Raw genomic sequence first — 23,333 nt, 5'->3', positions numbered from 1 at the left:
GACGGGGTTGTTAGAACTCGAGCCCGGCTTCGCGGGCGGCATCGGCAAGCGCGGCGACCCGCCCCGCGTACCGGTTGCCACCGCGGTCGAAGACGACCTTGGAGACGCCGGCGGCCTTGGCCCGCTCGGCGAGCAGGGCGCCCACCTTGCCGGCGAGGGCGCTCTTGTCACCCTCCGTACCGCGCAGCGAGGCGTCCAGGGTCGACGCCGACGCCAGGGTGTGGCCCTTGGTGTCGTCGACGATCTGGGCGACCATGTGCCGCAGCGAACGGGTGACGACCAGGCGCGGACGCTCGGCCGTACCGCTGACGTTCTTGCGGACGCGGAAGTGCCGACGCGCACGCCCAACGGCGCGCTTGGCGGCGACGCCGCGGCGGCGCTTGAGCAGCGTGGCGCTCACTTCTTACCTGCCTTTCCAGCCTTGCGGCGGATGACCTCGCCCTGGTACTTCACGCCCTTGCCCTTGTAGGGCTCCGGCGGACGGATCTTCCGGATGTTGGCGGCGACCTCACCGACCTGCTGCTTGTCGATGCCGGCCACGTGGAACAGGGTCGGCCGCTCCACCGTGAAGGTGATGCCCGCCGGGGCGGGGACGACCACCGGGTGCGAGAACCCGAGCGCGAACTCGAGGTCCGAACCCTTGGCGGTGACCCGGTAACCGGTGCCCGCGATCTCCAGGCTCTTACGGTAACCCTCGGTCACGCCGACGATCATGTTGGCGACCAGGGTACGGCTCAGGCCGTGCAGTTCCTTGGCCTTGCGCTCGTCGTTCGGGCGGCTGACGTTCAGCTGCCCGTCCTCCGCGCGCTCGATCGTGATCGGCTCCGCGATGGTGTGCTGGAGCTCGCCCTTGGGGCCCTTGACCTTGACGGTCTGCCCGTCGATCGTGATGTCGACGCCGGATGGCACCGGGATCGACTTACGTCCAATTCGCGACATTTCTACCAGTCTCCCGTTACCAGACGAAGGCGAGGACTTCCCCGCCAACACTCCGCTTGCGGGCCTGCCGGTCGGTCAGCAGTCCCTGGGACGTCGAAATGATCGCCACGCCCAGCCCACCGAGCACCCGCGGGAGCCCGTCCGACTTGGCGTACACCCGGAGACCGGGCTTGGACACGCGCTTGATGCCGGCCAGGCTCCGCTCGCGGTTCTGGCCGTACTTGAGCTCGACGACCAGTCGCTTGCCGACGGCGCCCTCCTCGGGCTCCTCGACCGACCAGGTGGCGATGTAACCCTCGGCCTTCAGGACCTCGGCGATGTTCGCCTTGATCTTGGAGTAGGGCATCTTCACCTGATCGTGGTACGCCTGGTTGGCGTTACGCAGACGCGTGAGCATGTCTGCGATCGGGTCGGTCATCGTCATGGATTTCGTCAGCCTTTCTCGCCGGGGTTCCCGGGGCATCAGCCCCGGGCCTACGGCGAAGAGCAATACCTAATCGGTGCAGGAGTTCCCGGCCGGAGCCGGGACGCGGTCGCCCTTACCAGGAAGCCTTGGACACACCCGGCAGTTCACCGCGGTGGGCCATCTCCCGGATGCAGACCCGGCAGAGCCCGAACTTGCGGTAGACCGCCTTCGGACGCCCGCACCGCTGGCAGCGGGTGTACGCGCGAACCGAGAACTTCGGCTTCGCGGCCGCCTTGAGGATCAGCGCCTTCTTGGCCATCTCAGTTCTCCTTGAACGGGAAGCCCAGGAGCTTGAGCAGCGCCCGGCCCTCGTCGTCGGTCGTGGCGGTGGTGACCACCGTGATGTCCATGCCCCGCTGGCGATCGATCCGGTCCTGGTCGATCTCGTGGAACACCGACTGCTCGGTCAGACCGAACGTGTAGTTGCCGTGCCCGTCCAGCTTGCGCCCGTCCAGACCGCGGAAGTCGCGGATACGCGGCAGCGCGATGGAGAGCAGCCGGTCCAGGAACTCCCACATGCGGTCGCCGCGGAGGGTCACCTTCGCGCCGATCGGCATGCCCTCGCGGAGCTTGAACTGCGCGATGGACTTGGTCGCCCGCCGCACCTGCGGCTTCTGGCCGGTGATCGTGGCGAGGTCGCGGACCGCGCCGTCGATCAGCTTGGCGTCGCGAGCGGCCTCGCCGACACCCATGTTGACGACGATCTTGACCAGCCGCGGCACCTGCATGGGGTTGCCGTAGCTGTTCTGCTCACGCAGCTGGGCCACGATCTCGTTGCGGTACCGCTCCTTGAGGCGCGGCATGGTCTTTTCGGTAGCCGTGGTCATCACAGGTCCTTACCGGTGCTACGCGCGATGCGGACCTTCTGGCCGTTGTCGTCGATCCGGTAACCGACGCGGGTCGGCTTGCCGTCGGAGTCCAGGACCTGCACGTTCGAGACGTGGATCGGGGCCTCCTGGGTGACGATGCCGCCGGTCTTGGCGCCACGCTGGGTGGTGCTGATGCGGGTGTGCTTCTTGACCCGGTTCACGCCCTCGACCAGGACCTTGTCCTGCCGCGGGTAGGCCGCGATGACCTTGCCCTTGGCACCCTTGTCCTTGCCGGCGATGACGACGACCGTGTCGCCCTTCTTGACCTTCACGGTCACAACACCTCCGGCGCGAGGGAAATGATCTTCATGAACCGCTTGTCCCGCAACTCCCGGCCCACCGGGCCGAAGATACGGGTTCCACGCGGGTCCCCGCCGTCCTTGATGATGACGGCGGCGTTCTCGTCGAAGCGGATGTACGAGCCGTCCGGCCGCCGCTTCTCCTTGGCCGTGCGAACGACGACCGCCTTGACGACGTCGCCCTTCTTCACACCGGCACCCGGGATCGCGTCCTTGACCGTGGCCACGATGACGTCGCCGATGCTCGCGTAGCGCCGACCGGAGCCACCGAGAACCCGGATGCACAGGATCTCCCGAGCACCCGTGTTGTCGGCGACGCGCAGTCGCGACTCCTGCTGAATCACGTCTATCTCCTATGTCTGCCGGTTCTCCGGCCGCCGTGGCGGCCGGAGCCTGGCGGAACCAACGCCCGACGCAACGCCGGGCGAGCTCGAGCCTTCGCTACTTGGCCTTTTCCAGGATCTCCACGATCCGCCAACGCTTGGTGGCGCTCAGCGGCCGGGTCTCCATGATCAGGACCCGGTCGCCGGTGCCAGCGGCGTTCTGCTCGTCGTGCACCTTCAGCTTGCTCGTACGACGCATGATCTTGCCGTACAACGCGTGCCGAACCCGGTCCTCGACCTCGACCACGACGGTCTTGTCCATCTTGTCGCTGACCACCAGGCCCTCGCGGACCTTGCGGCGCGCGCGGGTGGCGTCAGCGGTGGTGTTCTCGGTCATGATGCAGTCACCTCAGTCGGCGCGGCCGAGAGCCCCAGCTCGCGCTCGCGCATGATCGTGTAGATCCGGGCGATCTCCCGACGGATGACCTGCAGCCGCCGGTTGTTGTCCAGCTGCCCGGTTGCGGCCTGCACGCGGAGGTTGAACAGCTCCGCCTTGGCCTCCCGCAGCTTCGTGACCAGCTCCTCCTCGGAGAGCTCACGCAGCTCGGTCGCCTTAACGCCCGCTGCCATCAGGATTCACCCACTTCGCGCGTAACAATGCGGCACTTCATCGGGAGCTTGTGGATCGCGCGACGCATGGCCTCACGCGCGATCTGCTCGTTGGGGAACGACATCTCGAAGAGAACCCGTCCCGGCTTGACGTTGGCGACCCACCACTCCGGCGAACCCTTACCGGAACCCATCCGGGTCTCGGCAGGCTTCTTGGTGAGGGCCTGGTCCGGGAAGATCGTGATCCAGACCTTGCCGCCACGCTTGATGTGACGGGTCATCGCGATACGCGCCGACTCGATCTGGCGGTTGGTCACGTACGCCGGCTCGAGAGCCTGGATCCCGAACTCGCCGAACACCACCCGGTTACCACCCTTGGACGCGCCGTGGCGGTCCGGGTGGTGCGGCTTGCGGAAGCCCTTCGGGGGCTTGCGCGGCATCAGCATCTGTCAGCCCTCCTGCTGCGTTTCTGCCGGAGCAGCAGTGGCGGCGACAGCAGCGCTGTCGACCGGCTCGCCGCTCGGCGTCTCGGCCTGCTGCGCGATGGTGGTCGCAGCAGCCCGACCGGCCTCGGTGCCACCAGCCGTGGTGCCGGACGAACCCGACCGGCCACGGCGCGGACGCTCGGGACGGTCGCCGCGCTCACCACGACGCGGGCGGGACGGACCGGCCTCGGCCGGAGCCTCCCGGCCCGGGACGGCGTCGCCCTTGTAGATCCAGACCTTCACGCCGATCCGACCGAACGTGGTACGGGCCTCGAAGAAGCCGTACTCGATGTTGGCCCGCAGCGTGTGCAGCGGAACCCGGCCCTCACGGTAGAACTCGGTCCGGCTCATCTCGGCGCCGCCGAGGCGGCCCGAAACCTGAACCCGGATGCCCTTGCAGACCGGGTTCTTCATGGCCGACTGCATGGCCTTGCGCATCGCCCGACGGAAGCTGACCCGGCTGGACAGCTGCTCGGCCACGCCCTGCGCGACGAGCTGAGCGTCCGACTCGGGGTTCTTCACCTCGATGATGTTCAGCTGGACCTGCTTGCCGGTGAGCTTCTCCAGCTCGCCGCGGATCCGGTCGGCCTCCGCACCCTTACGGCCGATGACGATGCCCGGCCGGGCGGTGTGGATGTCGACGCGGACGCGGTCGCGGGTGCGCTCGATGTCGACCTTGGAGATCCCGGCACGCTCGAGGCCCTTGGACATCATGCGGCGGATCTTGACATCCTCGCCGATGTAGTCCTTGTAGAGCTTGTCCGCGAACCAGCGGGACTTCCAGTCGGTCGAGATGCCGAGCCGGAACCCAGTGGGGTGAACCTTCTGACCCATTACTCGGCGTCCTCCGTCTTGCTCTGCGCTTCGGCCGGTGCGGCCTGCGTGGCCGGGGCGGCCTTCTTCGCCGCGGCCTTCCTCGGCGCTGCCGGCGCGACCGCCTCGACCGCCACGGTGATGTGGCAGGTGCGCTTGCGGATCCGGTACGCCCGACCCTGCGCCCGCGGCTGGAACCGCTTCATCGTCGGGCCCTCGTCCACGAACGCCTCGCTGACGAGCAGCGCGTCGGGGTCCAGCCGCTCGTTGTTCTCCGCGTTGGCGATCGCGCTAGCGAGCACCTTGTACACCTGCTCGCTCGCAGCCTGCGGCGCGAACTGCAGCACCGTGAGCGCCTCCTTCGCGGGCAGGCCGCGGACGAGGTTGACCACCCGGCGCGCCTTCATCGGCGAGATGCGCACGTGCCGCGCAACCGCCCGCGCGCCCGGAAGCACCGGAGCGTCGCCCTTTCCTGGCATCGCTGTAACCCCTTGTTCCCTCTATCCGTATGCCTGGCGGCGTCAGCGCCGACGGCTCTTCCGGTCGTCCTTCTCGTGACCCTTGAAGGTGCGGGTCAGCGCGAACTCGCCGAGCTTGTGCCCGACCATCGCCTCGGTCACGAACACCGGGACGTGCTTGCGTCCGTCGTGCACGGCGATCGTGTGCCCGAGCATCTCGGGGATGATCGTCGAGCGCCGCGACCAGGTCTTGATCACGTTCTTGGAGCCCTTGTCGTTCTGAACTTCCACCTTCTTGAGCAGGTGGTCGTCGACGAACGGGCCCTTCTTCAGGCTGCGAGGCATGTCTTATCTCCCTCAGCCGCGCTTACGCGTGGCGTAGCGGCGGCGGACGATCAGCTTGTCGCTCGCCTGGCCCTTACGGCGGGTGCGGCCCTCGGGCTTACCCTGCGGGTTGACCGGGTGGCGACCACCGGAGGTCTTACCCTCACCACCACCGTGCGGGTGGTCGACCGGGTTCATGGCGACACCACGGACGGTCGGGCGCTTGCCCTTCCACCGCATACGGCCGGCCTTACCCCAGTTGATGTTCGACTGGTCGGCGTTGCCGATCTCGCCGATGCTGGCGCGGCAGCGCACGTCCACCCGCCGGATCTCGCCGGACGGCATACGCAGGGTCGCGTACACGCCCTCGCGGCCGAGCAGCTGGATGCCGACGCCGGCGGAACGGGCCAGCTTGGCCCCGCCGCCCGGACGCAGCTCCACGTTGTGGATCGTCGTACCGACCGGGATGTTGCGCAGCGGCAGGTTGTTACCCGGCTTGATGTCGGCGCCCGGACCGGACTCGACACGGTCGCCCTGCTTCATGTCCTTCGGCGCGATGATGTACCGCTTCTCGCCGTCGGCGTAGTGCAGCAGCGCGATGCGCGCGGTGCGGTTCGGGTCGTACTCGATGTGGGCGACCTTCGCCGGCACGCCGTCCTTGTCGACCCGCTTGAAGTCGATCAGACGGTACTGGCGCTTGTGACCGCCACCGTGGTGCCGCGTGGTGATCCGGCCGTGGGCGTTACGCCCGCCCTTCTTCGGCAGCGGAGCCAGCAGCGACTTCTCCGGCGTGGACCGGGTGATCTCGGCGAAGTCGGCGACGCTGGAGCCACGACGGCCCGGCGTCGTCGGCTTGTACTTACGGATAGCCATTGTCTACACCCCTCAGCTGACCGGGCCGCCGAAGGCCTCGATACGGTCACCGTCAGCCAGCTTCACGATCGCCCGCTTGGTCGCCTTGCGCTGACCGAAGCCGGTCTTGGTGCGCTTGCGCTTACCCTGGCGGTTGAGCGTGTTGACCGTCAGGACGCGGACGTCGAAGATCTGCTGGATAGCGATCTTGATCTCGGTCTTGTTCGCGTCCGGGTGCACCAGGAAGGTGTACCAGTTCCGGTTCAGCTCGCTGTAGCTCTTCTCCGAGACGACCGGCGCCACGATGATGTCGCGCGGGTCGGCGATCGTGCTCACTTGCCACCCTCCTCGGTGGTCTCGGCGGGCACGCCCAGGAACTCGTCCAGGGCGTCCTTGGTGAAGACCACGTCGTCGGCCACCAGCACGTCGTACGTGTTCAGCTGGCCGGACTCGATCAGGTGCACCCGCGACTCGTTGCGCAGCGACACCCAGTTCAGCTCGTCGGTGCTGCTCAGCACGACCAGGACCCGACGGGCCTCGGTGAGCTTGGCAAGCGTGGCCAGAGCGGCCTTGGTCGACGGCTTCTCGCCCGAGACGAACGCCTCGACGACGTGCACCTGCCCGGCGCGGGCCCGGTCGGAGAGGGCACCGCGGAGCGCGGCGGCCTTCATCTTCTTCGGGGTCCGCTGGCTGTAGTCGCGCGGCACGGGACCGTGCACCACGCCACCGCCGGCGAACTGCGGCGCGCGGATCGAGCCCTGCCGGGCGCGACCGGTGCCCTTCTGCTTGTACGGCTTCTTGCCGCCACCGGCGACCTCGCCGCGGGTCTTGGCCTTGTGCGTGCCCTGTCGGGCCGCCGCGAGCTGGGCCACCACGACCTGGTGCATCAGCGCGACGTTGGCCTGCACGTCGAAGATGTCCGCCGGCAGCTCGACCGAGCCGCTGGTGGTGCCTTCGACGGTGCGCACGTCAACGGTGGTCACTTGGCCGCACCGCCCTTCTTCACCTTGCTCTTGGCCGCGGTACGGACCAGAACGAGCGCGCCCTTGGGACCAGGAATGGCACCCCGGACGAGCAGCAGGTTGTTCTCGGTGTCGACCGCCTGGACGGTGAGGTTCTGCACGGTGTAGCGAACGCCACCCATGCGGCCGGCCATCCGGGTGCCCTTGAAGACACGACCCGGGGTGGCGCAGGCGCCGATGGAGCCGGGCGAGCGGTGCTTGCGCTCGACACCGTGGCTGGCGCGCAGACCGTGGAAGCCGTGCCGCTTCATCGGGCCGGCGTAGCCCTTGCCCTTGGTCTTGCCGGTGACGTCGATCGTGACGCCCGCCGGGAACTCCTCGACCGTGACCTCCTGGCCGAGCGAGTACTCCGACGCGTCCGTGGTGCGCAGCTCGACGATGTGCCGGCGCGGCGCCACGTCCGCCTTCGCGTAGTGCCCGCTGACCGGCTTCTTCACCTTGCGCGGGTCGATCGTGCCGTACGCCAGCTGGACCGCGGAGTAACCGTCCTTCTCGGCGCTACGAACCTGGCTGATGACGCACGGGCCGGCCTCGACCACGGTCACGGGAACAACCTTGTTGTTGTCCCAGACCTGGGTCATGCCGAGCTTGGCGCCCAGGATCCCCTTGACTTGCCTGTCCATTTGTCCGGTCCCTACAGCTTGATCTCGATGTCGACGCCAGCCGGCAGGTCGAGGCGCATGAGCGAGTCGACCGTCTTCGGGGTCGGGTCGATGATGTCGATCAGCCGCTTGTGCGTGCGCATCTCGAAGTGCTCGCGCGAGTCCTTGTACTTGTGCGGCGAGCGGATAACGCAGAAACGGTTGATCTCCGTGGGCAGCGGCACCGGGCCCGCGACCTGCGCCCCGGTACGCGTCACCGTCTCGACGATCTTCCGAGCCGAGGAGTCGACGACCTCGTGGTCATAGGCCTTGAGCCGGATGCGGATCTTCTGTCCCGCCATGGTGGCTTCTGTTCCTTCTCTCGATGCCGCTGTGTTGCGGGCGCCTGTACCGGCTGGCACAGGCCCACTTCGCCGACCCCCGCGGTCGGGCGTGTCGCGCCCTCGGGCCAGGCTCCGCCCCGAGGTTCCGGAGTGGTGCTGACCGCGCGGTGGGTCAAGGCGTCGATCGCACTACCGCGACCTGAACGCCGTGCGAGGGTGGTTGGCGACTGGGCCGCCAACCACCCTACGCTCGACTGTCTCGCCACCCGGAGGTTCAGCGAAAGCCGAACACAGGCGACGAACTGTCGTTACGCAACCTGACTAGTATGCCGCACGACCGGCGGCGGGTCTAATCGGGGTTACCCAGGTCACTTCTGGATCTTGGTGACGAACCCGGCGCCGACGGTGCGGCCACCCTCGCGGATCGCGAACTTGAGGTTCTCCTCCATGGCGATGGGCTGGATCAGCTTCACCGACATGGTGGTGTTGTCACCCGGCATGACCATCTCGGTGCCCTCGGGGAGGGTGACGACACCGGTGACGTCCGTGGTCCGGAAGTAGAACTGCGGGCGGTAGTTCTGGAAGAACGGGGTGTGCCGGCCGCCCTCCTCCTTGGAGAGGATGTAGACCGTCGCCTCGAACTCCGTGTGCGGGGTCGTGGTGCCCGGCTTGACGACCACCATGCCGCGCTCGACGTCCTCGCGCTTGATGCCACGCAGCAGCAGACCGACGTTCTCGCCCGCGCGGGCCTCGTCGAGCAGCTTGCGGAACATCTCGATACCGGTGCAGACCGTCTTCTGCGACTTCTCGCGGATACCGACGATCTCCACCTCCTCGTTCGGCTTGAGGATGCCGCGCTCGGCGCGACCGGTGACGACGGTGCCACGACCGGTGATCGTGAAGACGTCCTCGATGGGCATGAGGAACGGCTTCTCGGTCTCGCGCTCCGGCTGCGGGATCGCGGTGTCGACCGCGGTCATCAGGTCCAGGAGCTTGCCGGTCCACTCGGGGTCACCCTCGAGGGCCTTCAGCGCCGAAACCCGGACGACCGGCAGGTCGTCACCCGGGTACTCCTGCGAGGAGAGCAGCTCGCGGACCTCGAGCTCGACGAGCTCCAGGAGCTCCTCGTCGTCGACCATGTCGCTCTTGTTGAGCGCCACGACGATGTACGGCACGCCAACCTGACGCGCGAGCAGCACGTGCTCACGGGTCTGCGGCATCGGGCCGTCGGTCGCCGCGACCACCAGGATCGCGCCGTCCATCTGCGCGGCACCGGTGATCATGTTCTTGATGTAGTCCGCGTGGCCGGGGCAGTCCACGTGCGCGTAGTGCCGCGACTCGGTCTGGTACTCGACGTGCGCGATCGAGATCGTGATGCCGCGGGCCTTCTCCTCCGGCGCCTTGTCGATCTCGTCGAACGGCGTGTACGGGTTCAGGTCCGGGTACTGGTCGTGCAGGACCTTGGTGATGGCCGCCGTCAGCGTCGTCTTACCGTGGTCGATGTGACCAATGGTGCCGATGTTGACGTGCGGCTTAGTCCGCTCGAACTTAGCCTTCGCCACTGGTGTCCTCCTGTGGACTTCTTGGTTCGTACGCCCGGCGCGCCGGTCGGCGCTTAGGACTCTGTCGACAGCCTTTCCGGCCTGACGGCCGGAGAGCCTTTGTGGGTTCTGCGGCGATGAAGCCTACAGGCCCGGTCTCACGCGATCCGATCGTGGTGGCCGCGGGCGGGTTGAGTCACCCGCGACCGACCACGAATCACCTGCTCGGGGCAGTTACTCGCCCGTTGCCTTCGCGATGATCTCCTTCGCGACGCTCTGCGGAACCTCCGCGTAGGAGTCGAACTGCATGCTGTAGCTAGCCCGGCCCTGGGTCTTCGACCGCAGGTCGCCGACGTAGCCGAACATCTCCGACAACGGCACCAGAGCCCTCACGATGCGGGCGCCGCTGCGCTCCTCCATCGCCTGGATGATGCCGCGGCGGGAGTTGAGGTCACCGATGACGTCACCCATGTTCTCCTCAGGAGTGGTGACCTCAACGGCCATCATCGGCTCGAGCAACGCGGGATCGGCCTTGCGGGCCGCGTCCTTCATCACCATCGAGCCGGCGATCTTGAATGCCATTTCCGACGAGTCGACCTCGTGGTACTGACCATCCAGCAGCGTCAGCTTCACACCGACGAGCGGGAAGCCCGCGAGGATGCCGTACTGCATGGCGTCCTGCGCACCGGCGTCGACCGACGGGATGAACTCCCGCGGGATGCGACCGCCGCTGACGGCGTTGGCGAACTCGTAGGTCGGCGAGTCGTTGTCCAGCGGCAGCGGCTCGACGCTCACGATCACGCGGGCGTACTGGCCGGAACCACCGGTCTGCTTCTTGTGGGTGTACTCGACCTTGTCCACCTTGCGGCGGATGGTCTCGCGGTACGCCACCTGCGGCTTGCCGACGTTGGCCTCGACGTTGAACTCGCGGCGCATCCGGTCGACCAGGATGTCCAGGTGCAGCTCACCCATGCCGGAGATGACCGTCTGACCGGTCTCCTCGTCCAGCTGGACGCGGAAGGTCGGGTCCTCCTCGGCCAGGCGCTGGATGGCCGTGCCCAGCTTCTCCTGGTCGGACTTGGTCTTCGGCTCGATCGCCACCGAGATGACCGGCTCCGGGAAGGTCATCGACTCCAGGATGACCGGGTTCGCCGGGTCGGAGAGCGTGTCGCCGGTGGTGGTCTGCTTGAGACCCTGCACGGCGATGATGTCGCCGGCCTGCGCCGACGGACGCTCTTCACGCTTGTTGGCGTGCATCTGGTAGATCTTGCCGATGCGCTCCTTGCGGTCCTTGGTGGAGTTGACCACCTGGGAGCCGGAGTCGAGCGTGCCGGAGTAGACGCGCACGTAGGTGAGCTTGCCCAGGTGCTTGTCCGTCTGGATCTTGAAGGCCAGACCGGAGAAGGGCTCCGAGTTGGACGGCTTGCGCAGCAGCGGGGTCTCACCGTCGGTGGCCGTACCCTCGATCGCCGGAACGTCCAGCGGCGACGGCAGGAAGTCGACCACGGCGTCGAGCATGGGCTGGACGCCCTTGTTCTTGAACGCCGAGCCGCACAGCACCGGGTTGGCCTTGCCGGCGATGGTGGCACGCCGGATGGCGGCCTTGATCTCCTCGACGGAGACCTCCTCGCCTTCCAGGTACTTCTCCATCACCGAGTCGTCGACGTCGGCGAGGGTCTCCATCAGCTTCTCGCGCCACTCGGCCGCGGAGTCGGCCAGCTCGGCCGGGATCTCCTCGATCGCGTAGTCCTCACCCTTCTGGGTCTCCCCGCGCCAGGTGAGGGCGCGCATGCCGATCAGGTCGACGACACCGATGTGGTCGCCCTCGAGCCCGATCGGGATCTGGAGCACCAGCGGGGTGGCGTTGAGCCGGTCGATCATCATCTGCACGCAGCGGAAGAAGTCGGCACCGGTCCGGTCGAGCTTGTTGACGAAGCACATCCGCGGGACGTTGTACTTGTCGGCCTGCCGCCAGACGTTCTCCGTCTGCGGCTCGACGCCGGCGACACCGTCGTAGACCGCGACCGCACCATCCAGGACACGCAGCGACCGCTCGACCTCGACCGTGAAGTCGACGTGGCCAGGCGTGTCGATGATCTGGATCGTGTGGCCCTTCCACTCACACTTGGTGGCAGCGGAGGTGATGGTGATACCACGCTCCTGCTCCTGCTCCATCCAGTCCATGACGGCAGCGCCCTCGTGGACCTCACCGATCTTGTACGTGATGCCGGTGTAGAACAGGATTCGCTCGGTGGTCGTGGTCTTACCGGCATCGATGTGCGCCATGATGCCGATGTTGCGTACGTTGGCGAGCGCGTCTGCGGCGGCCACTTCAATCCCTACTTATCGTCGTCTCGACTCAACTGGTGGCGGTTCCGGCGCCCGAGTGGGCGCCGGAACCTCAGGTGTTACCAGCGGTAGTGCGCGAAGGCCTTGTTGGACTCGGCCATCTTGTGCGTGTCCTCGCGCCGCTTGACGGCGGCACCGAGGCCGTTGCTCGCGTCCAGCAGCTCGTTCATCAGCCGCTCGACCATGGTCTTCTCGCGACGGGCGCGGGAGTAGGTCACCAGCCAGCGCAGGCCCAGCGTGGTCGCCCGGGTGGGGCGCACCTCGACCGGCACCTGGTAGGTGGCGCCACCGACACGACGGCTGCGCACCTCGAGGGTCGGCTTGACGTTGTCCATCGCCCGCTTGAGGGTGACGACCGGGTCGGTGCCGGACTTCTCGCGGCAGCCCTCGAGGGCCGCGTACACGATCGACTCGGCGAGCTGACGCTTGCCGCGAAGGAGGATCTTGTTCACCAGCTGGGTGACCAGCGGCGAGTTGTACACCGGGTCAGCGACCAGTGGCCGCCGCGGAGCGGGTCCCTTACGCGGCATGTCAGCTCTTCTCCTTCTTCGCGCCGTAACGGCTGCGCGCCTGCTTGCGGTTGCGGACACCCTGGGTGTCCAGCGAGCCGCGGACGATCTTGTAACGCACGCCGGGGAGGTCCTTCACACGACCGCCACGCACGAGCACGATCGAGTGCTCCTGCAGGTTGTGGCCGACACCCGGGATGTACGCGGTTACCTCGATCTGGCTGCTGAGCTTGACACGAGCGACCTTGCGCAGCGCCGAGTTCGGCTTCTTGGGGGTGGTGGTGTACACGCGGGTGCACACGCCGCGCCGCTGGGGAGACCCCTTGAGCGCAGGGGTCTTGGTCTTGGTCGTCTTGGCCTGACGGCCCTTTCGGACCAACTGCTGAATGGTGGGCACCGGGTTTCTCCGCTCCCTTCGGCCGCTGTCCGCGGCCGCGCCGTCTGCTCGTTAGCCAGCCTGATGACCGGCTCTCCTACATTCCGACCAGGGCCACCTTGCGGAGGCCCCGGCACCCGCGGTCGGGCGTGTCGCCCAGCTCACGGTCCCGGTGCGGACGCTTTCGCGGGCGTACCGGGTTTTTGTCACCGGCACGCGGATCGCCCCGCTCCGGATCTTTGGCTTGTCGTGCCGCCGTCCGGACTCCGGAACCAGCGCACGCACGAGTTGCCCGGGCACGCCCGGGCACAAGGGGAAAGAGTACCTACCACAGCCGCCCAGGTCAAAACGGAATGGGTCGGCGAACGTCTCACCCGTCGCCGGCCGGATCGCGTCCCGCCTCAGCACCCGCGATGGGCACCTACGAACACAAGTGTACCGGCTTCCCCGCTGAAGCACCCGTCGGCCCCGGGCAGGCCCCCGGCACGACCCGATCCACGAATCCGTCTCGGGCGCCCCTGTCACGTCAGACTGATCAGCAACCCCAGCCCCAGACCCAACAGGCTCAACAGGGCACCCGCCGCGCCGCAGCTGACGCCGGCCACCGCGAGCCCCCGACCGGTGAACCGCACCGCCGACGGCGCGGCCACCCGGCGGATCTGTCGCTGGCCCAGCAGGCCGGTGACGACCGCCGCCAACCCCGCCAGCACCCCCAGCACCGTGAAGGCGCCCGAGACCCACACTCCCCCACGGGCACCGAAGGCCACACCGACGCAGATCACCAGCAGCGAGACCAGGATCGACGCGATGCCGGCCACCAGCGATCCGGTCGCCAGGCCGGCGGTCACCGGCGGCACGTCCAGGTGCACCACCCCGAACGGGGTACCGGGCACCGCCTCAACCCGCTTCGGCGGCCTCCGCTGATCATCGGTGGGCGGCGGCACCGGCCGGGCGGCGGCCGTACCCCAGGCGGGGAAGTGCGCTGGCGCCGGCTGCCCCCAGGCGCCCGGCCCGGACGAGGGCTGCCCCCAGCCGGGCGGTCCCGACGCTGGGTGGCCCCAACCGGCCGGCGCGCCCGGTCCGGACGGCGGCTGCCCCCACCCGTGTGCGGCGGCGGGCCCCGACGGCGGTTGGGCCCAGCCGTACGGCACCGGCGTACCGGAGGCAGGGTGGGGCTGCTGGTATCCGGGCGGGAAGCCCCCGCCCCACTCCGCCGTGGGCGGACCCCAGGCGGGCGAGGGCGGCGGACCCCAGCCCGACGACGACGGCGGACCCGCAACCGGGGCACCGGTCGTTGGGGCCGGGTGTCCGCCCGCCTCCGGTTGCGCCCACTCACTCCGCGCCGAGGGCATCGGCCCGAAATCCGAAACCGGTGCGGACGACGTGCTCGACGCCGGCACGGTGGGATCGGTGTCCGAGGAGGCAGGTGACCCGACGCCCGCGAAAGACGTCGCGGTCGGATTCGGGCCGGAGGTGGCATCGACAGCTGATCCCGAGGGAGCCGCGTCCGGAGCCGGCGCGGAGGAGGCCACGCCGGGAGCCGGCGACCCGGGAGTCGCGCCCGGAGCCGGCACGTCAGGATGCCCGGCTGGTTCGTCCGCCGGGGGCCGCGCCGGTTCCGTCACGAAATCCTCCTGTCGACAGGGCCGCCAGCGCGCGCGGCGGACACCGGCCAGGCTACCGCCGAGGGCGGCGCCGTCCGCGCCGGGCGCGGTCGCCGCATGCCTCAGTCCATGTTCGAGGGGTAGTCGTGGCCGAACGGCGTGCCCGCCAGCCGGACCACGCCGATCACCACGACGACGACCACGCTGACCGCGACCAGCGCCAGGCCGGTCCAGGCCATCCGCTCCCCCCGCCGCAGCCAGACGCTTCCGGTCAGGAAACCCCCCGAGGCGTACGCCTCCCGGCGGGCCTGCCGGGCCAGCTGGAGCGCCACCGTCGCGGGCACCACCCCGCCGATGAACAGCCCGGTCAGCATGCCGAGCAACCCCAGCGCGAAGACCGCCCGCGCCTTGGTGGCACGAGCCGGATCCGGGTCGAGCGGGTGGCGTAGGCCCGAAGAGGCGACGGACACCTGCCCGGATGCGGTCGTCATGCCTCCATCATGCCCAACCCCGTCCGCTGGCAGGGCGGTCCGGGAACGACGAGGCCCCCGGCGGATGCCGGGGGCCTCGTCGTTGTCTCGTGCTTAGCGGTACGACCCGAAGTCGAAGTCGTCCAGCGGCACAGCCTGCCCACTGGCCGGCCCGAACCCGTAGTCCGTCTCCGGGTAACCGGTCATCGAGTAGACCTTGGCCTTGGCCTCCTCGGTCGGCTCGACCCGGACGTTGCGGTACTTGCTGATGCCCGTACCGGCCGGGATGAGCTTACCGATGATCACGTTCTCCTTGAGGCCGACCAGCGAGTCGCTGCGCGAGTTGATCGCAGCGTCGGTCAGCACCCGCGTGGTCTCCTGGAAGGAGGCCGCGGAGAGCCAGGAGTCGGTGGCCAGCGAGGCCTTGGTGATACCCATCAGCACCGGACGGCCGGCGGCGGGCTCGCCACCCTCCGACACGAGTCGGCGGTTCTCCGACTCGAACAGCGCCCGGTCGACGAGCACGCCCGGCAGGAACTCGGTCGAGCCGGAGTCGATGACCGTCACCCGCTTGAGCATCTGGCGGATGATGATCTCGATGTGCTTGTCGTGGATGAGCACACCCTGCGAGCGGTAGACCTCCTGGACCTCACTGGTCAGGTGGACCTGGACCGCCCGCGGACCCATGATCCGCAGAAGCTCGTGCGGGTCGATGGTGCCCTCGGTCAGCTTCTCGCCGACCGCGACGTGGCCGCCGTCGTGGGTCCGGAGCTTGACGCGCTTCGAGATCTTGTCGTACACGATCTCGTCGCTGCCGTCGTCCGGCACCACGATGATCTTCCGCGAGCGCTCGCCGTCCTCGATGCGGATCCGGCCGGGGGTGTCGGCGATGGGCGCCTTACCCTTCGGGACCCGGGCCTCGAAGATTTCCTGCACACGCGGCAGACCCTGGGTGATGTCCTCACCCGCGACACCACCGGTGTGGAAGGTACGCATCGTCAGCTGCGTACCCGGCTCACCGATGGACTGGGCGGCGATGATGCCGACGGCCTCACCGATGTCGACCGACTTGCCGGTCGGCAGCGAACGGCCGTAGCAGGCCGCGCAGACGCCCAGCTTCGACTCGCAGGTGAGCACGCTGCGCACCCGGACCGTCTCCACGCCAGCGGCGACGATCTTGTCGACCCCGATGGAGTTGATGTCCTGGCCGCGCTCGGCCACCACGGTGCCGTCCGGCCCCTTGATGTCGTCGGCCAGGGTCCGGGCGTGCACGCTGGTCTCGGCGTGGGTGTGGACGACGAGCTTGCCGTCGAGCTTCTCGCCGATCTGCATCGGGATCGCCCGGTCGGTGCCGCAGTCCTCCTCGCGGATGATGACGTCCTGGGAGACGTCCACCAGACGACGGGTCAGGTAACCCGAGTCGGCGGTCCGCAGCGCGGTGTCGGCGAGACCCTTACGGGCACCGTGCGTGGAGATGAAGTACTCCAGCACGGACAGACCCTCCCGGTAGCTGGCCTTGATCGGCCGCGGGATGATCTCACCCTTCGGGTTGGCCACCAGACCACGGATCGCCGCGATCTGCCGGAGCTGGAGCAGGTTACCGCGAGCACCCGAATTGATCATCTTCCACAGTGGGTTCTCCTGCGGCAGCGCGGTGTCCATCTCCTTGGCGACCTCGTTGGTCGCCTTGGTCCAGATCTCGATGAGTTCGCCGCGACGCTCCTCGGCGGTCATCAGACCACGCTGGTACTGCTTGTCGATCCGGTCGGCTTCCTTCTCGTACTTCGCCAGGATCTCCGCCTTGCGCGGCGGGGCGATGACGTCCTCCATGCCGATCGTCACGCCGGACCAGGTGGCCCAGTGGAAGCCGGCCTCCTTGAGCCCGTCCAGGGTGGCCGCGAGAGCCACCTTGGGGAAGCGCTCGGCGAGGTCGTTGACGATCGCGGAGAGCTGACCCTTGCGGATCTCGTAGTTCACGAAGCGGTAGCCCTGCGGCAGCGTCTCGTTGAACAGCACCCGACCGAGGGTGGTCTCCACGGTCAGCGGCTCACCCTCGACCCAGCCCTCCGGAGCGGTCCACGCCTCAGCGCCGGCGCCGTTGTCGACACCGATCACGTTCCGCAGGCGGATCTTCACCGGAGCCTGCAGGTGCAGCTCGCCGTTGTCGAACGCCATCCGCGCCTCGGCATCCGAGCTGAACGCCCGGCCCTCGCCCTTCTCACCGGCGGTGAGGTGGGTGAGGTGGTACAGGCCGATGACCATGTCCTGGGTGGGCATGGTGACCGGCTTGCCGTCGGCCGGCTTGAGGATGTTGTTCGACGACAGCATCAGGATCCGCGCCTCGGCCTGGGCCTCGGCGGACAGCGGCACGTGCACCGCCATCTGGTCACCGTCGAAGTCCGCGTTGAACGCGGTGCAGACCAGCGGGTGGATCTGGATGGCCTTGCCCTCGACCAGCTGCGGCTCGAACGCCTGGATGCCCAGACGGTGCAGGGTCGGCGCCCGGTTGAGCAGCACCGGGTGCTCGCCGATGACCTCTTCCAGCACGTCCCACACGACCGGGCGCTGACGCTCGACCATCCGCTTGGCGGACTTGATGTTCTGCGCGTGGTTGAGGTCGACCAGCCGCTTCATGACGAACGGCTTGAACAACTCCAGGGCCATCTGCTTGGGCAGGCCGCACTGGTGCAGCTTGAGCTTCGGGCCGACCACGATGACCGAACGGCCGGAGTAGTCGACGCGCTTGCCCAGCAGGTTCTGGCGGAACCGGCCCTGCTTGCCCTTGAGCATGTCGGACAGCGACTTGAGCGGGCGGTTACCCGGACCGGTGACCGGCCGGCCACGACGACCGTTGTCGAACAGCGCGTCGACGGCCTCCTGGAGCATCCGCTTCTCGTTGTTGACGATGATCTCGGGCGCGCCGAGGTCGATCAGCCGCTTGAGGCGGTTGTTCCGGTTGATCACGCGGCGGTACAGGTCGTTGAGGTCCGAGGTCGCGAACCGACCACCGTCGAGCTGCACCATCGGGCGCAGGTCCGGCGGGATGACCGGGACGCAGTCCAGCACCATGCCGAGCGGCGAGTTGCGGGTGTTCAGGAACGCCGCGACGACCTTGAGCCGCTTGAGCGCCCGGATCTTCCGCTGGCCCTTGCCGGACCGGATGGTCTCGCGCAGGCTCTCGGCCTCGGCGTCGAGGTCCATGTTCTGGACCAGCGCCTTGATGGCCTCCGCGCCCATCGAGCCGGTGAAGTACTCACCGAACCGGTCGCGCAGCTCGCGGTAGAGCAGCTCGTCGGTGACCAGCTGCTTCGGCTCCAGCTTGCGGAAGGTGTCCAGCACCTCGTCCAGGCGGTCGATCTCGCGCTGGGCCCGGTCGCGGATCTGGCGCATCTCGCGCTCTCCGCCCTCCTTGACCTTGCGCCGGACGTCCGCCTTGGCACCCTCGGCCTCCAGCTCGGCCAGGTCGGCCTCGAGCTTGGCGGCCCGCTTCTCGATCTCCGAGTCGCGGCTGTTCTCGGACTGCCGCTTCTCGGCCAGGATCTCGTTCTCGATCGTCGAGAGGTCACGGTGACGCGACTCCGCGTCCACGCTCGTCACGACGTACGAGGCGAAGTAGATGATCTTTTCGAGGTCCTTGGGGGCGAGGTCCAGCAGGTAGCCCAGCCGGCTCGGGACGCCCTTGAAGTACCAGATGTGGGTCACCGGAGCGGCGAGCTCGATGTGCCCCATCCGCTCACGACGAACCTTGGAGCGGGTCACCTCGACGCCGCAGCGCTCGCAGATGATGCCCTTGAACCGGACGCGCTTGTACTTACCGCAGTAGCACTCCCAGTCCCGCTGCGGACCGAAGATCTTCTCGCAGAAGAGCCCGTCCTTCTCCGGCTTCAGGGTGCGGTAGTTGATGGTCTCAGGCTTCTTGACCTCGCCGTGCGACCACTGACGGATGTCGTCGGCGGTGGCGAGACCAATGCGCAGCTCGTCGAAGAAGTTGACGTCGAGCACTATGTCCCCTATGTCGTCGTCTTTACAGCTAGATCACGGGCGGAGGTCGGGGGCCCGAAGGCCCCCGACCCGCACCACTTACACCTCTTCGACCGAGCTCGGCTCGCGCCGGGACAGGTCGATGCCCAGCTCCTCCGCGGCCCGGAACACCTCGTCGTCGGTCTCGCGCATCTCCAGGGCCACACCGTCGCTGGACAGCACCTCAACGTTGAGGCACAGCGACTGCAGCTCCTTGAGCAGCACCTTGAACGACTCCGGGATGCCCGGCTCCGGGATGTTCTCGCCCTTGACGATGGCCTCGTAGACCTTCACCCGGCCGAGCACGTCGTCGGACTTGATCGTGAGCAGCTCCTGCAGGGCGTACGCGGCGCCGTACGCCTGCATCGCCCAGCACTCCATCTCACCGAAGCGCTGACCACCGAACTGCGCCTTACCACCCAGCGGCTGCTGCGTGATCATCGAGTACGGACCGGTCGACCGAGCGTGGATCTTGTCGTCGACCAGGTGGTTGAGCTTCAGGATGTAGACGTAGCCGACCGCGATCGGGTCCGGCAGAGGCTCACCGGAACGACCGTCGAACAGCTGCGCCTTACCGGTGCGCCCGATCAGCTGCTTGCCGTCCCGGTTGGGCAGGGTCGACTCGAGCAGACCGGAGATCTCCTCCTCGCGGGCACCGTCGAAGACCGGGGTGGCCACGTTGGTGTCACCCTCGGACTCGTGCGCGTCGATGGAGCGCAGCTGGCGCTTCCACTCGGCGTCGTCGCCCTCGACCTTCCACCCGGTCTTGGCCACCCACCCGAGGTGGGTCTCCAGGACCTGGCCGATGTTCATCCGGCTCGGCACACCGAGCGGGTTGAGCACGATGTCGACCGGGGTGCCGTCCTCGAGGAACGGCATGTCCTCGACCGGGAGGATCTTGGAGATGACGCCCTTGTTGCCGTGCCGGCCGGCGAGCTTGTCACCGTCCTGGATCTTGCGCTTCTGGGCGACGTAGACCCGGACCAGCTCGTTGACGCCCGGCGGCAACTCGTCGCCGTCCTCGCGGGAGAACGTGCGCACACCGATGACCGTGCCGGTCTCGCCGTGCGGCACCTTCAGCGAGGTGTCCCGAACCTCACGCGCCTTCTCACCGAAGATCGCGCGGAGCAGCCGCTCCTCCGGGGTCAGCTCGGTCTCACCCTTGGGCGTGACCTTGCCGACCAGGATGTCGCCGGGGACGACCTCGGCGCCGATCCGGATGATGCCGCGCTCGTCGAGGTCGGCGAGCATTTCCTCGCTGACGTTCGGGATGTCGCGGGTGATCTCCTCCGGGCCGAGCTTGGTGTCCCGGGCGTCGACCTCGTGCTCCTCGATGTGGATCGAGGTGAGCACGTCCTGCTGCACGAGGCGCTGCGACAGGATGATCGCGTCCTCGTAGTTGTGGCCCTCCCAGCACATGAACGCCACCAGCAGGTTGCGCCCGAGTGCCATCTCGCCCTCGTCGGTGCAGGGACCGTCGGCGATGACCTGACCGGCCTCGACGCGGTCGCCCTCGAAGACGACCGGCTTCTGGTTGACGCAGGAGCCGGCGTTGGAGCGGCGGAACTTGTGCAGCAGGTACGTCCGGCGGTGGCCGTCATCCTGGTGGATGGTGACGTAGTCGGCGCAGAGATCCTCGATCACGCCGCCGACCTCGGCGACCACCACGTCGCCGGCGTCGACCGCGGCCCGGTACTCCATGCCCGTACCCACGAGCGGCGCCTCGGCCTTGACCAGCGGCACCGCCTGGCGCTGCATGTTCGCGCCCATCAGTGCCCGGTTGGCGTCGTCGTGCTCGAGGAACGGGATCATGGCGGTCGCGACCGAGGTCATCTGCCGGGGCGAGACGTCCATGTAGTCGACGGCGCCGGGGACGACGTCCTCGGTCTCGCCGCCCTTACGACGGCAAAGCACCCGGTCCTCGGCGAACGTGCCGTCAGCCTTCAGGCGCGCGTTGGCCTGGGCCTTGACGAACCGGTCCTCCTCGTCCGCGGTCAGGTAGTCGATCTGGTCGGTGACCCGACCCTCGACGACCTTCCGGTACGGCGTCTCGATGAAGCCGAACGGGTTGACCCGGGCGAAGGTGGACAGGGCGCCGATCAGGCCGATGTTCGGGCCTTCCGGCGTCTCGATCGGGCACATCCGGCCGTAGTGGGACGGGTGCACGTCGCGGACCTCGAAGCCGGCCCGCTCCCGGGACAGACCACCCGGGCCGAGCGCGCTCAGCCGACGCCGGTGGGTCAGGCCCGCCAGCGGGTTGGTCTGGTCCATGAACTGGGACAGCTGCGACGTACCGAAGAACTCCTTGATCGCCGCCACCACCGGGCGGATGTTGATCAGGGTCTGCGGCGTGATCGCCTCGACGTCCTGCGTGGTCATCCGCTCGCGGACGACCCGCTCCATGCGGGAGAGACCGACCCGAACCTGGTTCTGGATCAGCTCACCCACGGTGCGCAGGCGCCGGTTGCCGAAGTGGTCGATGTCGTCGGCCTCGTAGCCATCCTCACCGGCGTGCAGCCGGCAGAGGTACTCCACGGTGGCGACGATGTCGTCCTCGGTCAGCGTGCCGGTGGTGATCGGCACGTTCACTTCGAGCTTCTTGTTGAACTTGTAGCGCCCGACCTTGGCCACGTCGTACCTCTTCGGGTTGAAGAAGAGGTTGTCGAGCAGGGTCTGGGCGTTCTCGCGCGTCGGCGGCTCGCCAGGGCGCAGCTTGCGGTAGATGTCTAGCAGGGCCTCGTCGGCGCCGGCGATGTGGTCCTTCTCGAGCGTGGTCATCATCAGCTCGGACCAGCCGAACTTCTCACGGATCCGCTCGGCCGACCATCCGATGGCCTTGAGCAGGACCGTGACGGCCTGCCGGCGCTTACGGTCGATACGTACGCCGACCGTGTCGCGCTTGTCAATGTCGAACTCCAGCCAGGCACCCCGACTCGGGATGACCTTGACGCTGGAGAGGTCGCGGTCGGAGGTCTTGTCCGGCTGCTTGTCGAAGTACACGCCCGGGGACCGGACGAGCTGGCTGACCACGACGCGCTCGGTGCCGTTGATGACGAAGGTGCCCTTGGGCGTCATCATCGGGAAGTCACCCATGAACACCGTCTGGCTCTTGATCTCGCCGGTGGTGTTGTTGGTGAACTCCGCGGTCACGAAGAGCGGAGCGCAGTAGGTCAGGTCCTTCTCCTTGCACTCCTCGATCGAGGCCTTGACCTCGTCGAAGCGCGGCGCCGAGAAGGAGAGCGACATGGTGCCGGAGAAGTCCTCAATGGGACTGATCTCTTCAAGGATCTCCGCGAGACCCGAGCGTGCGTGCGGGTCGTCCGCCGACCGGCCCTGCCAAGCCTCGTTGCCGACGAGCCAGTCGAAGGACTCGTTCTGGATGGCAAGGAGGTTGGGGACCTCGAGGTGTTCGGTGATCCTGCCGAATGAAACTCGGCGGGGAGCGAATGCGCTCGACGTACGACTGGTCTTCGCAGGGCGGGAAGCTGCCAAGATGCGTCCTTCCGAGGACCGGTGCTGCAGAACGGCTGGTACGCGTGCACTCCAATGACCCCACCAGAATTATCCGTAAACGGACATTTCCGAGCAGGGGTCAAGTCGGAAGGCAGCGCAAACTAGCAGTGTAGCCGAGAGGCTAACCGCTGTCCAGCCCACCCCGCAGGTCGTTTGCGGAACGCTCCTCGGCCCCCGTTCACCGGGGTCTGCCGGGCCGCTCAGAACGCAACTCCCCACAGGGCCGCTCGGGTGACCGCGACCGATGGTGCCGTCGCTGTCATTACCCACATCGTGGCCGTCGCAAGCGCGGTGTCTTGCTGGTGTCAGGGTGCCTGGCTGGCCGGGGCCGCGTCAAGGGCCGGTATCCGGGTCGTCGGTTCTTTCCCACCTGAGGAGGATCCGGTCGTTCGTGCGGATGATTCGGCGCCGACCATCGGCGCCCAGCTCAGAACGGTTGTCGCCCGGTCCACGAAACACGGCGGGGGGGGTTGCCGGTGGGGTAAACCCCCCCCCCCCCCCCCCCCAGTGCCACCGAACCCAGCCGGGGACCCCCCGGTGGTGCTCAGGTGAAATGATGGGGTCCAA

The 23,333-nt window shown here is 67.9% G+C and carries 26 protein-coding genes; all 26 read right to left on the bottom strand.

Going from position 1 to position 23,333, the window contains the following annotated elements:
• Positions 1–10: 10 nt before the first annotated feature.
• Positions 11–400 carry a 50S ribosomal protein L18 gene (rplR, locus tag ACIA3K_RS28115; RefSeq protein ID WP_110563093.1) on the bottom strand — a complete coding sequence of 130 codons (390 nt, stop codon included), beginning with the start codon at positions 398–400 and terminating at the stop codon, positions 11–13.
• Positions 397–939: a 50S ribosomal protein L6 gene (gene rplF / locus ACIA3K_RS28110; protein WP_355050757.1), complete on the bottom strand. Its 543-nt coding sequence runs from the start codon at positions 937–939 to the stop codon at positions 397–399. Before rplF ends, rplR begins: the two co-directional genes overlap by 4 nt.
• Before the next feature lie 16 nt (positions 940–955).
• Complete coding sequence (rpsH, locus tag ACIA3K_RS28105; protein WP_007465270.1) at positions 956–1,363, bottom strand: 30S ribosomal protein S8; 408 nt, start codon at positions 1,361–1,363, stop codon at positions 956–958.
• A gap of 115 nt (positions 1,364–1,478) precedes the next feature.
• Entirely contained in the window at positions 1,479–1,664 is a 186-nt protein-coding gene (locus tag ACIA3K_RS28100; protein ID WP_007073023.1) for a type Z 30S ribosomal protein S14, read from the bottom strand.
• A gap of 1 nt (position 1,665) precedes the next feature.
• Positions 1,666–2,232, bottom strand: a complete 567-nt coding sequence (gene rplE / locus ACIA3K_RS28095; RefSeq protein ID WP_355050758.1) for a 50S ribosomal protein L5 — start codon at positions 2,230–2,232, stop codon at positions 1,666–1,668.
• Entirely contained in the window at positions 2,232–2,552 is a 321-nt protein-coding gene (rplX, locus tag ACIA3K_RS28090; RefSeq protein WP_007465276.1) for a 50S ribosomal protein L24, read from the bottom strand. Before rplX ends, rplE begins: the two co-directional genes overlap by 1 nt.
• Positions 2,549–2,917: a 50S ribosomal protein L14 gene (gene rplN, locus ACIA3K_RS28085; protein ID WP_007073026.1), complete on the bottom strand. Its 369-nt coding sequence runs from the start codon at positions 2,915–2,917 to the stop codon at positions 2,549–2,551. Before rplN ends, rplX begins: the two co-directional genes overlap by 4 nt.
• A 97-nt stretch (positions 2,918–3,014) precedes the next feature.
• Positions 3,015–3,293: a 30S ribosomal protein S17 gene (gene rpsQ / locus ACIA3K_RS28080; RefSeq protein ID WP_355050759.1), complete on the bottom strand. Its 279-nt coding sequence runs from the start codon at positions 3,291–3,293 to the stop codon at positions 3,015–3,017.
• Positions 3,290–3,526, bottom strand: a complete 237-nt coding sequence (gene rpmC / locus ACIA3K_RS28075; RefSeq protein WP_007465283.1) for a 50S ribosomal protein L29 — start codon at positions 3,524–3,526, stop codon at positions 3,290–3,292. The genes rpsQ and rpmC overlap by 4 nt, the downstream gene beginning before the upstream one ends.
• Entirely contained in the window at positions 3,526–3,951 is a 426-nt protein-coding gene (gene rplP / locus ACIA3K_RS28070; protein ID WP_073834927.1) for a 50S ribosomal protein L16, read from the bottom strand. Before rplP ends, rpmC begins: the two co-directional genes overlap by 1 nt.
• A gap of 3 nt (positions 3,952–3,954) precedes the next feature.
• A complete protein-coding gene (rpsC, locus tag ACIA3K_RS28065; RefSeq protein ID WP_091402401.1) occupies positions 3,955–4,824 on the bottom strand; it encodes a 30S ribosomal protein S3 in 870 nt (289 codons plus the stop codon).
• Positions 4,824–5,282, bottom strand: coding sequence for a 50S ribosomal protein L22 (gene rplV / locus ACIA3K_RS28060; RefSeq protein WP_089018943.1), 459 nt, complete (start codon positions 5,280–5,282; stop codon positions 4,824–4,826). The genes rpsC and rplV overlap by 1 nt, the downstream gene beginning before the upstream one ends.
• A 42-nt stretch (positions 5,283–5,324) precedes the next feature.
• Complete coding sequence (rpsS, locus tag ACIA3K_RS28055; protein WP_007465299.1) at positions 5,325–5,606, bottom strand: 30S ribosomal protein S19; 282 nt, start codon at positions 5,604–5,606, stop codon at positions 5,325–5,327.
• A 12-nt stretch (positions 5,607–5,618) separates the two neighbouring features.
• Entirely contained in the window at positions 5,619–6,458 is an 840-nt protein-coding gene (rplB, locus tag ACIA3K_RS28050; protein WP_355050760.1) for a 50S ribosomal protein L2, read from the bottom strand.
• 12 nt (positions 6,459–6,470) lie between these two features.
• A complete protein-coding gene (gene rplW / locus ACIA3K_RS28045) occupies positions 6,471–6,773 on the bottom strand; it encodes a 50S ribosomal protein L23 (protein WP_088998352.1) in 303 nt (100 codons plus the stop codon).
• Positions 6,770–7,420: a 50S ribosomal protein L4 gene (gene rplD / locus ACIA3K_RS28040; protein ID WP_396804631.1), complete on the bottom strand. Its 651-nt coding sequence runs from the start codon at positions 7,418–7,420 to the stop codon at positions 6,770–6,772. The genes rplW and rplD overlap by 4 nt, the downstream gene beginning before the upstream one ends.
• Positions 7,417–8,082, bottom strand: a complete 666-nt coding sequence (gene rplC, locus ACIA3K_RS28035) for a 50S ribosomal protein L3 (protein ID WP_355050762.1) — start codon at positions 8,080–8,082, stop codon at positions 7,417–7,419. The genes rplD and rplC overlap by 4 nt, the downstream gene beginning before the upstream one ends.
• A gap of 11 nt (positions 8,083–8,093) precedes the next feature.
• Positions 8,094–8,402 carry a 30S ribosomal protein S10 gene (rpsJ, locus tag ACIA3K_RS28030; protein ID WP_007073037.1) on the bottom strand — a complete coding sequence of 103 codons (309 nt, stop codon included), beginning with the start codon at positions 8,400–8,402 and terminating at the stop codon, positions 8,094–8,096.
• Positions 8,403–8,752: 350 nt separating this feature from the next.
• A complete protein-coding gene (gene tuf, locus ACIA3K_RS28025) occupies positions 8,753–9,946 on the bottom strand; it encodes an elongation factor Tu (protein ID WP_355050763.1) in 1,194 nt (397 codons plus the stop codon).
• A 213-nt stretch (positions 9,947–10,159) separates the two neighbouring features.
• The gene (gene fusA, locus ACIA3K_RS28020) at positions 10,160–12,256 is read right to left on the bottom strand and encodes an elongation factor G (protein ID WP_396804630.1); all 2,097 of its coding nucleotides are present in this window, start codon (positions 12,254–12,256) and stop codon (positions 10,160–10,162) included.
• Positions 12,257–12,333: 77 nt separating this feature from the next.
• The gene (gene rpsG / locus ACIA3K_RS28015; protein WP_007465317.1) at positions 12,334–12,804 is read right to left on the bottom strand and encodes a 30S ribosomal protein S7; all 471 of its coding nucleotides are present in this window, start codon (positions 12,802–12,804) and stop codon (positions 12,334–12,336) included.
• Position 12,805: 1 nt separating this feature from the next.
• A complete protein-coding gene (gene rpsL, locus ACIA3K_RS28010; RefSeq protein WP_007465318.1) occupies positions 12,806–13,180 on the bottom strand; it encodes a 30S ribosomal protein S12 in 375 nt (124 codons plus the stop codon).
• 500 nt (positions 13,181–13,680) lie between these two features.
• A complete protein-coding gene (locus ACIA3K_RS28005; RefSeq protein ID WP_396804629.1) occupies positions 13,681–14,052 on the bottom strand; it encodes a hypothetical protein in 372 nt (123 codons plus the stop codon).
• Positions 14,053–14,885: 833 nt separating this feature from the next.
• Positions 14,886–15,254 (bottom strand): hypothetical protein, encoded by a 369-nt coding sequence (locus ACIA3K_RS28000; RefSeq protein ID WP_355050766.1) that lies wholly within the window; start codon positions 15,252–15,254, stop codon positions 14,886–14,888.
• Between the two features lie 93 nt (positions 15,255–15,347).
• On the bottom strand, positions 15,348–19,235 hold the full coding sequence (locus ACIA3K_RS27995; RefSeq protein ID WP_355050767.1) for a DNA-directed RNA polymerase subunit beta': 3,888 nt from the start codon (positions 19,233–19,235) through the stop codon (positions 15,348–15,350).
• Positions 19,236–19,313: 78 nt separating this feature from the next.
• Entirely contained in the window at positions 19,314–22,745 is a 3,432-nt protein-coding gene (locus ACIA3K_RS27990; protein ID WP_396804628.1) for a DNA-directed RNA polymerase subunit beta, read from the bottom strand.
• Between the last annotated feature and the right edge of the window lie 588 nt (positions 22,746–23,333).

It is taken from the genome of Micromonospora sp. NPDC051543 (genome assembly GCF_044454415.1).
In the GTDB taxonomy this organism is placed as follows: domain Bacteria; phylum Actinomycetota; class Actinomycetes; order Mycobacteriales; family Micromonosporaceae; genus Micromonospora.
This window is presented reverse-complemented; position numbering and strand designations above follow the sequence as displayed.

Bases quoted from the DNA above. Each gene is read 5' to 3' on its own strand.
- rpsQ (WP_355050759.1), bottom strand. From the start codon at position 3,293: ATGACCGAGAACACCACCGCTGACGCCACCCGCGCGCGCCGCAAGGTC.
- rpsJ (WP_007073037.1), bottom strand. From the start codon at position 8,402: ATGGCGGGACAGAAGATCCGCATCCGGCTCAAGGCCTATGACCACGAG.
- rplC (WP_355050762.1), bottom strand. From the start codon at position 8,082: ATGGACAGGCAAGTCAAGGGGATCCTGGGCGCCAAGCTCGGCATGACC.
- ACIA3K_RS28100 (WP_007073023.1), bottom strand. From the start codon at position 1,664: ATGGCCAAGAAGGCGCTGATCCTCAAGGCGGCCGCGAAGCCGAAGTTC.
- rpsH (WP_007465270.1), bottom strand. From the start codon at position 1,363: ATGACGATGACCGACCCGATCGCAGACATGCTCACGCGTCTGCGTAAC.
- rplE (WP_355050758.1), bottom strand. From the start codon at position 2,232: ATGACCACGGCTACCGAAAAGACCATGCCGCGCCTCAAGGAGCGGTAC.
- rpsS (WP_007465299.1), bottom strand. From the start codon at position 5,606: ATGCCTCGCAGCCTGAAGAAGGGCCCGTTCGTCGACGACCACCTGCTC.
- rplB (WP_355050760.1), bottom strand. From the start codon at position 6,458: ATGGCTATCCGTAAGTACAAGCCGACGACGCCGGGCCGTCGTGGCTCC.
- rplV (WP_089018943.1), bottom strand. From the start codon at position 5,282: ATGCCAGGAAAGGGCGACGCTCCGGTGCTTCCGGGCGCGCGGGCGGTT.
- rpmC (WP_007465283.1), bottom strand. From the start codon at position 3,526: ATGGCAGCGGGCGTTAAGGCGACCGAGCTGCGTGAGCTCTCCGAGGAG.
- ACIA3K_RS28000 (WP_355050766.1), bottom strand. From the start codon at position 15,254: ATGACGACCGCATCCGGGCAGGTGTCCGTCGCCTCTTCGGGCCTACGC.
- rpsG (WP_007465317.1), bottom strand. From the start codon at position 12,804: ATGCCGCGTAAGGGACCCGCTCCGCGGCGGCCACTGGTCGCTGACCCG.
- rpsC (WP_091402401.1), bottom strand. From the start codon at position 4,824: ATGGGTCAGAAGGTTCACCCCACTGGGTTCCGGCTCGGCATCTCGACC.
- rplP (WP_073834927.1), bottom strand. From the start codon at position 3,951: ATGCTGATGCCGCGCAAGCCCCCGAAGGGCTTCCGCAAGCCGCACCAC.
- rplF (WP_355050757.1), bottom strand. From the start codon at position 939: ATGTCGCGAATTGGACGTAAGTCGATCCCGGTGCCATCCGGCGTCGAC.